This is a genomic window from Bacteroides caecigallinarum (genome assembly GCF_016901995.1).
Taxonomy (GTDB): Bacteria; Bacteroidota; Bacteroidia; order Bacteroidales; family Bacteroidaceae; genus Phocaeicola; species Phocaeicola cellulolyticus.
Genome location: NZ_JACJLE010000027.1, coordinates 1 through 14,264, shown reverse-complemented (window position 1 = coordinate 14,264; position 14,264 = coordinate 1). Strand labels below are relative to the sequence as shown.

The following is a 14,264-nucleotide window of genomic DNA, read 5'->3' as shown; positions in this document are numbered from 1 at the left end:
TATGAAACTTAAAGATATATACCTCAAAGACATAGAGCGTCCGGTCAATCCTGCTGTGTCAGCCAGCGACTTTTCTGCAAAAACCGTCAAGACAGAAATAGAAGAGTATGTATTCACTGACGAAATCATAAACGGACTTTTTAAAATATTATCAGCTATCCGGAGTCATAAATTCAGTCATAATGGTATCTGGATAAACGGTTATTTTGGCTCCGGTAAATCACATTTCCTGAAATACCTTGGATATTGCATGCATCCGGAATACCGTGAATTTGCATTGGGAAGACTTGAAAAGGCAGTAGAAGAAGCCGATCCGTTAAAACAGCCGGAAAGTAAATCGGAGGTTTCTATCAGCGAAATGAGGGATGTAGCCTTGTGGTTGAAATCTGCAAAAGTAGATACCATACTTTTTAATATAGGTACAGTTCATAATGTGCGCGGTAATGAAAAGCAGGTATTCCTTGATGTATTCTGGAGTGAATTCAATTCATTCCGCGGATACAATAAATTCAATTTGGCTCTGGCACAGCATTTTGAAAAGGTTCTTGACGAGAAAGGTCAGTTTGAAGCATTTAAAGAAAGAATGCAGGAAGATGGATTCGACTGGAGCATTGATGCTGCCGACCTTGCTATCAACGAACTGGATTATATCCTTGAAGTAGGAAAAGAGCTGGTTCCTACACTGTCAACGGATATTATCAGGGAACGTATAGCCAAAGATGATACTCATGTCAGTGTGGAGACATTCTGCAATGAGCTGAAAGCATACCTGAACAAACAGGAGGAAAAATACAGACTCATTTTCCTTGTCGATGAAGTAAGTCAGTTCATTGACAGTCGTAAAGGACTGCTGCTCCAGCTACAGGAAATCGTAACACGACTTCACGAGACTTGTGATGATAAAGTCTGGATTACAGCAACTGCCCAGCAAGATCTTCAGGAAATCCTGCAGAGTTGCCAGATAAATGAAACCAGTGAAGATTATGGTAAAATCATGGGACGATTTGAGGTAAAAGTATCTCTTACCGGAACCAAGCCTGAGTTTATCACGCAAAAACGTATTTTGGATAAAAACGGTACTGCCGGAATTGAATTAGGTAAACTTTACGAACATAAGCGTAATGCCATTTCTGCCCAGTTCCAGCTTCCGAACTCATACAAATCTTTCGAAAACAAAGAGGAATTCATTGACTACTATCCGTTTGTCCCTTATCAGTTCAGACTGATTATGCAAGTTTTCAACTCTTTTGTAAATCTTGGCTTTGTAGAGAAAGAAGTAAAGGGTAATGAACGTTCCATCATAAAGGTAACTCACAGCACTGCAAGACAAACTAAAGAACTGGAAGTAGGAAACTTCATTTCTTTTGATCAGTTCTTCGGACCGATGTTCAAAGGAGCTTTGGTAGCCAAAGGACAGAAGGCTATTCATAATGCCAACAAGATGATAGACAGTTATGAAGACAAAGCTTTCGGTCAGCGTATTGTCAACATCCTGTTTATGATATGTAATCTTTCGCAGACAGACAAGCTGCTTTTCCCGGCTACAGTTGATAATATCACCTGTCTGCTTATGAGTGATGTAGATACACAGAAGCTGGCTTTGAAAGAAAAAGTTAAAAAGGTGCTGGAATATCTGTGTGACAATAATATAATCCGTACAGAAGAGGCAAAACCAGGTGTTCCGGTTTCATACTGTTTTTACAGTGAAGATGAGACAGAAGTAGCACAGCTTATCAAGAGCCAGACTATTGACAACAATACTATGGCTGAAGAACTGAAGGAAATTTTCAGCACATATATCAATCCCCAGCCGAGGGAATCATACTTTACAGGCAAGTTTTCTGTTGGTGCAAGCATTATGGGCAAGAATTTCCTTACAAACAATGCGGATATAAATATTGAGTTTGTAATGGATGCCGATTGTGATACGGCAGAACAGTATGCTTTCGGCAATACATCTAAGGTTATGGCCTTTTTCATGGCAGACCTGTATAAAGACATGAAACAGTTGAAGAATGATTTCTACTGGTATTGTCAGGTTCAGACCTATATGAGAAACAATAAGGCTAATACCGAACTTCGTGGCAAGACACACGAAGAATTCAAAAATCGCGCAAAGGATTTATATACTTCAAAAATAGAGAAGCCTTTCCGAGAAATGTTTGATAAATGTAAAATCGTTATCGGTTCTTCCACTTTATCTGCTGCCGAACTTGGTTCATTGAAAGGTCAGGAACGTTATAGAAAAGCAATGGAAAAACATTTAGGAAATGTGTATCCATACGCTTCTTTGGTAAAAGGCATCACATCTTCATCAGAAGATTTGAAACGCACCATTCTCTCCCCTGTCAGTCAGGAACATTACAAACTGTACCCTATGACAGAGGCAGAGCTTCAGGTTGACAATTATCTTTCAAGGAGTTTCCCGGAAATGAATGTGAAAGATTTGGTTTTGCGATATGCAGCAGCTCCATACGGATGGAACGAGGTATGCACGCTGTATGTATTGGATGAGCTGGTGCGCCGCCGTATCCGTGAATTTGTATATAACAACAATCCTCATGTGGAGAAACAGATTATTGCCAACAATCTGATGAAAGATCAGCAGAAATTTACGATTCGTGCAGCCCAGAAAATTTCACAGGATATTGTAAACGACTTTATAAGCAGTTGGAAGGACATATTCGGTATGAGTGAAGCTATAAATCCTGACCTGGATGTAAATGAGATTCATACCAAATGTAAGGATGCTCTTGAAAAACAGCAGATTATTTTGTCGGATATTTACTCTTCAATCCGCACATATCCTTTTGCCGTCGTAATAGAGAAATGGCAAAAGATGGTAAGTGAATGGATGGGAATAAGAGATGTAGAGATGTTTCTTAAAAGAATAACATCCGACAGGATAGCAGCTTTGGAGCAGATGGATAAATGCAAACAGGTGAGGGAGTTTTATGATGACCAGATAAGCCGCTACAAAGAGTATGTAACCTTCGTAAAGGACAACGAATTGAACTTCGGTGAGCTGACCGGATGTGATGAAAGCATTCAGTCTATACGTACTATTCTTACAGATGAGTGGCCAATAGATAATATGCCGTATTACAAGAGACTCAGGGATGAACTTCGTTATAAACTTGAGGAACTTAAAAAAGAACTTCGTAGCAAGATAAAGATTGAATATACAAAGACTGTGGAGACTCTTTTCAAGTTGGCAGAAAACAATGAGGTACAATATGGAATACAAGCAGATGCCGTCATCATACAGAAATCACAGCCTGACAATATCCTTGCCTTGAAGAATAATCTGGATACTGCTGCCTTCTATGAACAGGAAGCTGCAAAGATTATGGCACAGGCTGCATCCGCAAAACCTAAAACCGTTCCGGGAAAGGAAGAGCATTCACAGCCTGCCACAAAACCTGTAAGACAGGTAAAATTAAGTACACGTACTGTGCATAAAATCTGTAGCGAACAGGATGTAGATACTTATCTGCAGACATTGAAGCAACAACTTATGGATCACATATCCAAAGGTGAAGAATTGATTATTCTGTAAAAAAATTGTATGGAAACAAACCAGATAAAGAAGTTTGCCCAGGAAGCCAGAAAGGTTTTGTTGGAGGGTATTGATAACAAATTGGGACTGTTGGGATTCGACAAGCAGGGATATATTGCTGAAGAGAAGATGCCCGTTAAGGGAACAGACCATATTGTCTTTATGGGCAAAGTAATTACTGATATGACATTTTACGATAAATGGATGTCATTGAGAGAGCGTATTATAGAGAAAGGAATTAAGGAAGTAAAGGAAGAAGCAGCCTATACCTGGTTCAACAGGTTTGTAGCTATCCGCATCATAGTGAAAAACGGTTTTACCGAACCGGTTTTGGAATATCAAAGCACATCACTGCGTCTGCCTCGTATTGTGGCAGATGCACGTCGTGGTATCTATGCACCGATGTCGGAATCAGACCGTGCTTACCTGATGGAATTGTTGGACAACGATGCATTGATAACAGAACAGTTCACATTGCTTATTATAAATTACTGTCACCGGAATCCTATACTGTCTGCTTGTTTCGGCAGTATGGACGATTACACAGAACTCCTGCTACCTGTTAATATACTTGCAGAAGGTGGCTTTGTGGATATGCTCAACCATACAGAGTTTATTACAGAAGATGATTACAGACAAAGCGAACTGATAGGATGGCTGTATCAGTTCTATATATCCGAAAAGAAGGATGAAGTGTTTGCTTCATTTAAGAATAAGAAAAAAGCAGAGGCTGACGATATTCCGGCTGCTACTCAGATATTTACTCCCAACTGGATTGTGAAGTACATGGTACAAAATACGGTGGGACGTATCTATCTGGATAATAATCCGTATGCTATGGATATTAAGGAACAGATGAAGTATTTGGTAGAACCTGCCGAACCGACACCTGCGGAAGCAGTATTTCATTATGAGGATATACACAGTCTTTCTGTAGCCGATTTAGGTTGCGGTTCAGGTCATATACTGAACGAGGCTTTCGATTTGCTTTATTCTATTTATATAGAAGAAGGCTATAACCGCAGAAAAGCAATTGAAGATATATTCCATTTCAATCTTCTTGGAGTGGATTTGGATACACGTGCCAAGCAGTTGGCTATGTTTGCCTTGCTGATTAAAGCCTGTCAGAAGGACAATTCTTTTTTGGATGCTCACTGCCTCCCAAGGGTATTGGATATGAGTGTAGCTTCCAAAGTGCGCCGCTTAAATGCTAAGGGTAATGTAGCCGAACTTCTTACTGAGTTTTTTGCCGGTGCAAATAAGAAGTTGATAACTGAAACTCTTGATGCGCTTGCTCTGATGGAACAGGCAGACAACTTAGGTTCTATTATGAAGTTTGAGTTGTCTGATACTACACGTACTGCAATTGCTATGCGCAGTAGCGAGTGGAAAGAAATAGGAACAGATAATAACAAGATAAAGACGTTACTTTCCGCTTTTGATATAATTCTTGCCTTGACAGACAAGTATACGGCATTGGTGATGAATCCTCCGTATATGGGTAGTGGCAATATGAACGCAGAACTTTCTGAATATGTAAAGAAAAATTATGCTATTGGAAAGAGTGATTTAGCAACTGTATTTGTTGAATTGATGCCAGAACATCTGGTTAAGAACGGTAAATATGGTTTCATTATCCCTCCATCATGGATGTTTTTAAGTACATTTGAAGATTTACGTAAAAACATTATCGAAAATAATGCCATAGATTCCTTACTTCATCTTAGCAGAGGAGTATTTGGTGCTGACTTTGGAGCTTCTTCTGCAGTTATATCAAATACAAAGAATCCTGAAGCAGATGGTACATATTTCCGACTTATTGAGCGCACATTTCAAGAGTTTGATCAAAAGCATCTGCAATTGCTATTTGAAAAAACTTTAGACAATCATGAATTCCGTTATTATTTTGCGGATTATAATAAAGAAGTTGAGGACATTGTATATTCAGAGAATGGTGCAAAAATATATTATCCAGATATTCAGCAGAAAAATTTTAAAAAAATACCAGGAAATACAATTGGGTATTGGGTAAGTACAAACTTAATTAACATGTTTTCTATAGCCAATACTATAAATGATTTTTTTGATGTAAAATCAGGGTTATCGACAGGTAACAATGACATATTTGTTAGATTTTGGCATGAAGTTAATTTAAAAAAAGAATGTTTTTTATACTCTAATGAAATAGAAGATAGAAAAATGTATAAATGGCTTCCATATTCAAAAGGCGGTGGTGTTCAAAAATGGTATGGAAATAATTTTCTAGTTGTAAACTGGGAAAATGAAGCTCAAGCTATGCGAGAATCTGGTTTAGCTGTATTCCGTAATGAATCATATTATTTTAATGAGGGGATTACATGGAGTGGAATGTCATCAACATATGTTTCATATAGAATGATTCCCAATGGCTTTATTTTTGATTCAAATAAAGGTCCAATGATTTTTCCCAAAATGCATAATCCATCATTATTATATACAATTGGATTCTTGAATACTAAAGTTAGCAACTTAATCACGTCAATTCTAAACCCAACTGTATCAACACAAATTGGAGATATTATTAAAGTACCATTAGCCATAAAAGATTCTGTTGTTCATAAAATTGAAGATATGGCCAATAATAATATCTCTATATCCCAACAAGACTGGGACTCTCACGAGACCTCATGGGATTTTGAAGAAAACCCACTCCTCAGCTATATCAATCAAGGAATAGCAAAAGGAGAAATCGGAAAGAGTTATAAGATAGAATCACTATATAATCTTTATACTACAGACTGGGAAGAACGCTTTATACAGCTCCATGCTAATGAAGAAGAACTGAACCGTCAGTTTATTGAAATCTATGGCTTACAGGATGAGCTGACACCTGATGTACCTCTTGATGAAGTCACCATATTGCAGCAAGGTGAAATTAAAGTAGGTGATAATCATATTGAGTTCCAACCGGATGTAGTTGTCAAGCAATTTATCAGTTATGCCGTGGGCTGCATGATGGGACGTTACCGTCTGGACAAACCGGGATTATATATAGCACACCCTAATCCCACAGATGATGAAGTCTGTACATATTCCTATAATGGCAGAAACTTCACTATAGATGACGATGCTATCATCCCTTTAATGGCTCGTGACACCGTATTTACCGATAATGCGGGTGAGCGTTTCAGAGAATTCCTGAAAGTAGCATTGGGTGAAGATACATTGACCGAAAATCTTAATTTCATAGAAGCTGCACTCGGAAAAGATATTGATACTTACTTTGTGAAAGATTTCTGGAAAGACCAGCTTTCCCGTTATCAGAGAAGACCAATCTATTGGCTGTTTGCTTCAAAGAAAGGCGCATTTCAATGTATTACCTATATGCACCGCATGAATCCTTACACTGTAGAACAGATAAGAAACAAGTACCTGCTTCCGCATATAGAATATTTGGGAACCCGCATAGCGGAAATGGAATCAAGAGCGGCCACCCTTTCTACAAAAGAACGAAAAGATATGGCTAAGCTTCAGAAAGACCTGGAAGAATGTAGGGAATATCACGACCGTCTGCACCTCGTAGCCGACAAACAGATAGATTTTGATTTGGATGATGGTGTAGTGGTTAATTATGCCAAGTTTGGAGATGTGGTAGTTAAACTAAAATAAGGGAATATAGTGATTTACGCGAAATTTATGTGAGTTTTACACGAAAATCACTTTAAAAACAAGAAAATGAGCGTACAAGATAACATATACAGATATTTTGACTCAAATCCCGGACTTCGGGTATTGTTTGTCTTCAATCCATTGATAAAAGCAGAATTGACAAGTGCTGAATGGAAAGAAGGCTATCATGCCGTTGCTTTCGATGGAGGTTGGTTCAAAACAAAATATGCATTGGAAAATGAATGGAAGGAGTTAAAGACAATTCTTTTGTTTGACTTTATATCACCTGCTGATGCCGGTATATTTCCGTTGATGGATGTACTGGCTGCAAACATGGAATATAAGGCAGAAAGTTATGAAGCCTTCTTGCAGCAACATCGTTTGAATGTAAATGAATTTGGAGCATATATCCAGCGTCATATCGGAGAATTGCAGCTTCAGAAGTTTGACAAGATACTTCATGACTATTATACACCGGAAACTTTTAGCATAAATATTGCCAACAGAGGATTTATTACCGGTTATCTGTCGGAAAATAAATTGATGGAATGGGAAGATATTGTTATCAGACTTTTTACTTTGTCGCTGCCTGGCGAGGAAAAGAAAGAGAACTCATTTTATACAGCTCTGAATAAGAACAAAGATGCGAAAGATGCTTTGGACAGAGAACTGCATAAGATATTTAATGTGACGTATGATCCCAATTCTACGCACAAGATGAAATGTGTGGCAGAATCGATGATGTATAATGCAATCACACAGTCATTGGCGGTAGAAAACGCTGACAATTATAAGAAATACAAAATCCATAATGCCATACAGTTGGATTATATCAACAAACTGCTCAGCTATGGATTAAACCAGCCAAAAGCAAAAAGAGATAAATTTATAGAAGCTCTTAATTTTCTCTCAGCAGACATTAAGGTAGAGGAAATTGTAAAAGTATATGGAATTGACGCATTATATTTCTATATGCCTGATGAACTGTGTCTTCAAATCATAAATCGTGCATTGGAAACAGTAACTTCAGGAGATGCTGAAAGTATTAGAGAAAGAATGCAGGAACTGCGTATGAAACAGGAAGGGAATGAACTTCTTATTCCTATGATTGATTATGCAGCCATACTTGCTGATTTTTATAATATGTATAGAAATATATCCACATACGTATTGAATAGTCCTGAAGAATATGTTTCGAACTATATGAGTTCTTATTATCTTTTGGATAATTATTACAGAAAGAGTCTGGAAATCTTTACCAATTTACCGGCTGAATTCTGTCATTCAGAGTTGGTTACAAAAGTAAAGCGTCTGTTGGATGCAGATTATGCAAACTTCTGTAATACTATCAATCGGGAGTGGACTAAATGCTGGCTTGAGAAAGGCGGACGTCAAAATCTGTTTGGAACAAAAAGGCAACAGGACATCTATTCAAATGAAAGAAAAACCAATGTTAAGCAGGTATTTATTGTCAGTGATGCATTAAGATATGAGGTTGCAACAGATTTATATAACGAATTGGCAAAGGAAAAGCATATTGCACAGATGGATTATGCAATAGCTATGTTGCCTACTGAAACCAAATATACAAAAACTGCATTACTGCCCCACCGTGTATTGTCATTCCAAGACTCTGAAATGGCTGTGGACGGAAAGGTGCTGCGTACTAATGAGCAAAGGAGCGAACATCTGAATAATTACGTGGATGGTGCTTTGTGTATAGATTATGCAGATTGGGAAAAGAAAAGCCTGGACGAAAAAAGAGATTTATGCAAGCGTCCGCTTATATACATATTCCATAATACTATCGACCGAGATGGTCATGATGCAGGTGCTTATGAGCTGACACGAGCTTGTACTACAGCTGTTTCACAGTTAAGCAAGCTCATAAAATCACTTCATGCAAGTGTGAATGTTACCAGTGTGGTTCTTACCTCCGATCATGGTTTTCTCTACAATGATATGGATTTTGAAGAAAAAGACAAGCAGTGCGTTACAGAAGAAAATATCGAACGTAAGACACGCTATTATCTGACTTCTTCAAAGGATAGTATTACTAACGTAGATAAGTTCTACCTTAGAGATGTTTCAGAAATGGATGGCAATATGATTGTGGCAGTACCGTCAGGAACAAACCGTTTCAATGCTCCCGGTGGTGGTTATTCATTCACACATGGAGGGGCATCTTTGCAGGAAATGATTATACCGGTTATAAGGAGCAGGCAAAAGCGAGTTGACAAAACAGGAAAAGTTGGAGTTACGCTTATATCGAGAGATCTGAGGATGGTTTCCAGTCGTCTGAAATTTCAGATTATACAAAGTGAAGCTGTTTCTATGGAAATGCAGGAACGTACTATTATATGTGCAGTTTATGACAATGACAGACAGGTTACTGCATTTAAAGAAATAAAATTATCAAGCACAGACAATGTAAATCCTGCTAACCGTATTTACGATGTTGAACTGGTTCTAAATACTTCTACTCATTCTAATCTCTTGCAATTACGCATCTATGATAAGAATGATGACTCTTTCCTCAATCCATTGGTAAAGGAAAGCGTTAAGAATAATACAATTATTGAACAGGATTTTTGATTTAGAAAGATATGACTTTACAACAGAAAATAATGAATTCCTTCATTGGTAAGGTAGTTCGCAAGGATTTGGCATTTCTTGTAAAAGGCGGACTTCCTGTACCTACATTTGTACTTGAATACCTCTTGGGACAATATTGTGCAAGCGATGACGAAGAAGCTATTCGTATGGGACTGGAAAAAGTAAAGGAAGTTATTCAGAACAACTATGTTCATCGCGCCGATGCAGAAGCTGTGAAAGGAAAAATCCATGATTTGGGAAAATACCGTATCATTGACAAAGTAAACGTAATTCTGAATGAAAAATTAGATGAATATCAGGCTTCTTTTGCAAACTTAGGACTAACCGGTGTACCGGTCAGCTCACAATATGTTAAGGAAAATCCCAAGTTGTTGTCCGGCAATGGCGTTTGGTGTATAGTAACTATAGGATATATCAGTGGAGAAGACATTAGAGTACGTTGGGAAATACAAATGCTGAAGCCAATTCAAATATCGAATATTGATATTCAGGATTATATTGAACAAAGACAGTATTTCACGACTGATGAATGGATTGATTTTCTTATTCATACGGTTGGTCTGAATCCTGATACACTTAACAGACGGGAAAAATTCATAACATTATCCCGCTTGTTGCCATTTGTTGAGAACAACTTCAACTTTATGGAGCTTGGTCCTAAAGGGACAGGTAAATCTCATATCTTTCAGGAAATGTCACCATACGGTGTTCTGGTAAGTGGTGGTGATGTAACAAATGCCAGACTTTTTGTCAAGATGAGTGGAAATCGTGAAATTCTTGGACTGGTAGGCTATTGGGATTTAGTCGCGTGGGATGAGTTTGAGCAACAGAAAGGTAGGAATGTAGATGCTGTATTAATAGATACTATGCAAAACTATCTCGCCAACAAGTCATTCAACCGAGGTAAAGCCACTCACGAGGCAAGTGCATCAATGGTATTTGTGGGCAACACGAAACATACTGTTCCATATATGCTGAAATCATCGCATCTGTTTGAATCTATTCCTACATCTTTTATCAAAGGTGCATTCCTCGACCGCATTCATCTTTATAATCCGGGATGGGAGGTTAGAATGTTAAAGAAAGAAAGTTTCTCAAAAGGTTATGGACTTATAACAGACTATATAGCTGCAGTATTGCATGAACTGAGAAACAAGGATCTGACTTCACTATTGCAGAGTTATGCCAAATTTGACAGTTCCCTATCAGAGCGCGACCATCTTGCTATCAGAAAAACATTCTCAGGTATGGTGAAACTACTATATCCTGATGGAAACATGACACAAGAAGAAGCTTTCGAAATAATTGATTTTGCGGCAGAATGCCGTAAACGTGTAAAAGACCAGCTTTATATCATAGACGAAACTTTTAAAGCAGAGCCTGCAATATTCAAGTATGTAAACCTGAAAAATGGTCAGGAAATATTCATTGAAACACTTGAACGTATAAATAACTCAGAATGTTGTCCAAATATACCTGTTAAAAACTATGATGAAGAGAATATAGAAAAACAAGACAATTGTGAGGAAAAACCTAAAAGACAGCGTATCCATAAACCAATGGAAAAACATCTCTCATTTAGGTTAGGTCAGACTGGTGTTTCTTATAAATCTCTTTTTGCAGAATATTTGAATGACGCTAATATAATTACAATTGAAGATCCGTTTATCCGTACTTTCTGGCAACTGAAAAACCTGACAGAATTTATATCGATGCTAACGGAAACACGTCCGGTGGAGGGACTTAAAATTCATTTGCAGACATGGGAAGAGGAAGAGAAAGTTCCGGCTCTTATTGACGATTTGGAAGATATAAAAGATGATTTAACTAATATCGGAATTGAGTTTACATACGAGTTCAGGGACTTTCATGACCGCTGTATAAAAACAGATACAGGCTGGATTATCACCCTCGGAAGAGGTTTGGATATATTCGAACCTTATAATAAATTCTCATTAGGGGCCTTACAGCAGGGAAAAAGAAAATGTAAAGAGTTTACTGTTGTGTATTCTAAAGACTCTAAAATCGTATAGAATTGTATTTTCAAATGATATAGAAACCCATATCTAAAGTATGTAAATTATTTTATAGTTATTAAAAATTAAATTATGATTGGAGATAAAAGTATTTGCAAAATAATTTCTTATAATAGAGAAAAACGTACATTTATTGTACAAGAAATAGCTTCTCAAACTCAGGGTTACCTTCCTTTATCCAAAGATCTCCTTAAAGACAAAACGAAGCTATTTGATGCAATGAAACAAGGAAAAACCATACTTCTGCTATGTGTAAAGGTTATGGAGGGGAAACCTGTTTATTCTTCAAACATGCAAGCTCTAGATGAAAGGTCAAAAGAAGAACCGCTTTCTATATCAATAAACTTTTCAACTGAAAATGAAGATTTCAACTCATCATTATTTGATTCTGTATACAATTTACTTGGTGATACTATTGATAATGACATCAAGTATGATTTAGCAAGACAATTAATTCTTGCTAATAGGAAATTACGTATCCGTCCTTCTTTATATAAAGAGCTTTTCAGCAAATGCAACGCAAAATATGGTGCAAGGATGTGGAAGGAAAATTTAATTTCATATACAAGTAACAGTATCATTACAAGTCTTTGGAAAATTGGTGATACCACAGAACGTCAACAAATTCTTGACAAATTAGGTATTTCTTTACCAGAACCAGAGATTAAAGAAGTTGAGGTCTATAATGGTTCAGTTATTCCTTTATTTGAAAATATTGCCAACAATATTATTACCAAAATCAACGCAGCTAAACATTCTGTCAAAATAGCTGTAGCCTGGTTTACCAATTTTGATTTGTTCAATTGTATCAAGGCTGCTTTAAATAGAAATATACAAGTAACTCTTGTTACAAATAACGATTTTATCAATAATGGAGGATATTGTCTTAATTTTGACGAGTTAATTGATTGTGGTTTAAAATTACATCTTGTAGAATACCCTGAAATGCTTCATTATAAATTCTGTATTATTGATGATAGTACAATAATTACAGGTTCATATAATTGGACCTTCTATGCAGAAGAAATTAATAAGGAGGATGTTATAATTATAGAAGAATTACCTAAAGTAAAAGATGCATTTCTTGCTATTTTTGACTCTCTATTAATGCAATTTAATCAGGTATATAAGATGCCTGAGACAGTTCCGTATAGACCACAGTATGATAGGAGTTCATTTAAACAATATATTAGTGAAGAACTAGTCCTTAGAGCTAAGAAAAACATTGGCAATAGAAGACAAAATCTCATAGATGCACAAACATTATCTCCTGATAACCAAAATGTAATAGCTGCAATGAAAGAATTCGGAGTCAACACTGATAATTCATCACGTTCAATAGCAGAAATCGATTATGATACTTCACAGTCTGCAATAGCCAAGAGAACTCAAACCTTGGAAACCCTTAATCGTCAACATGCAATGATAAATCAGAAGATCACTGATATTGATAAAGAAAAAAATAAAATAATCCAACAGAAGGAAGAATCCCAAAAACAAGTCGAAGCGCAATTAGTCTCAGCAAATTCTGAAGACGAAAGGAATTTGATAAGAAGACAAAGCGAAGAAAATGAGGCTAACTTAAATTCGAGAATAACTCAAATTGAACAAGAAAAAAAAGAGACTGAAGCTGAAATAAGCACCGTTGAAAATCAAATAAATACGCTCAATTCTGAAATCGAAATTATTAATAAAACATCTAATATTGAAAGTAAAGGAGGAAGGGGTGGTTTAAAAATTACATTGAAATGGAATACAATTGATGATTTAGATTTGCATGTTATAGATCCTGATGGACAAGAAATATATTATGGGCAAAAAGAACATAAGTGCCAAGATGTAATAGGACGATTAGATATAGATGCAAATGTAAGTACTCCATATATAACAACGCCCGTAGAAAATATATATTGGGATGGGACTGCTCCTATAGGCAAATATTGCGTAAAAGTAAACTTGTATACAAAGAGAAGTTCACAAATGGAAATTCCATTCAGTGTAACTGTTTACCCAGAGAAAGGACTACCTAAGATTATCCCATTGAAAATAATAAAAACCAAAGAACCTATTATTGTTACAGAATTTGATTATTCTGATAATGGTATAAAATATATAAAATAATAAATTAGAAAATATGAATATCAAGTCCGTTATTATTGAAAACTTTAGAGGTTATAAAGATAGGCAAGTTATAAATCTTAATAATTTTACAGCTTTTGTTGGTAGAAATGATGTTGGAAAATCAACAATTCTTGAAGCATTGGATATCTTTTTTAATGATAGTAAAGGTGTCATTGTTATGGATTCTACTGATGTGAACAGAGAAGCAAAAGAAGCAAACGATAAAGTTGATATAGTTATAGGAGTAGAATTTATAAATTTACCTTCTGAAGTATGTATTGATG

6 protein-coding genes are annotated in these 14,264 nt (G+C 36.5%); all 6 read left to right on the top strand.

Going from position 1 to position 14,264, the window contains the following annotated elements; genetic code table 11:
* The first annotated feature begins 1 nt into the window (after nucleotide 1).
* Nucleotides 2-3,559, top strand: coding sequence for a BREX system P-loop protein BrxC (brxC, locus tag H6A61_RS08410; protein ID WP_204392825.1), 3,558 nt, complete (start codon nucleotides 2-4; stop codon nucleotides 3,557-3,559).
* A 9-nt stretch (nucleotides 3,560-3,568) separates the two neighbouring features.
* Complete coding sequence (gene pglX, locus H6A61_RS08405) at nucleotides 3,569-7,207, top strand: BREX-1 system adenine-specific DNA-methyltransferase PglX (protein WP_204392823.1); 3,639 nt, start codon at nucleotides 3,569-3,571, stop codon at nucleotides 7,205-7,207.
* Between the two features lie 66 nt (nucleotides 7,208-7,273).
* Nucleotides 7,274-9,802: a PglZ domain-containing protein gene (locus H6A61_RS08400; protein ID WP_204392821.1), complete on the top strand. Its 2,529-nt coding sequence runs from the start codon at nucleotides 7,274-7,276 to the stop codon at nucleotides 9,800-9,802.
* An 11-nt stretch (nucleotides 9,803-9,813) separates the two neighbouring features.
* A complete protein-coding gene (gene brxL, locus H6A61_RS08395) occupies nucleotides 9,814-11,856 on the top strand; it encodes a BREX system Lon protease-like protein BrxL (protein WP_204392819.1) in 2,043 nt (680 codons plus the stop codon).
* Nucleotides 11,857-11,931: 75 nt separating this feature from the next.
* Nucleotides 11,932-13,980, top strand: a complete 2,049-nt coding sequence (locus tag H6A61_RS08390; protein WP_204392817.1) for a phospholipase D-like domain-containing protein — start codon at nucleotides 11,932-11,934, stop codon at nucleotides 13,978-13,980.
* A gap of 13 nt (nucleotides 13,981-13,993) precedes the next feature.
* On the top strand, nucleotides 13,994-14,264 hold a 271-nt coding region (locus tag H6A61_RS08385; RefSeq protein ID WP_204392815.1), incomplete at its 3' end, for an AAA family ATPase.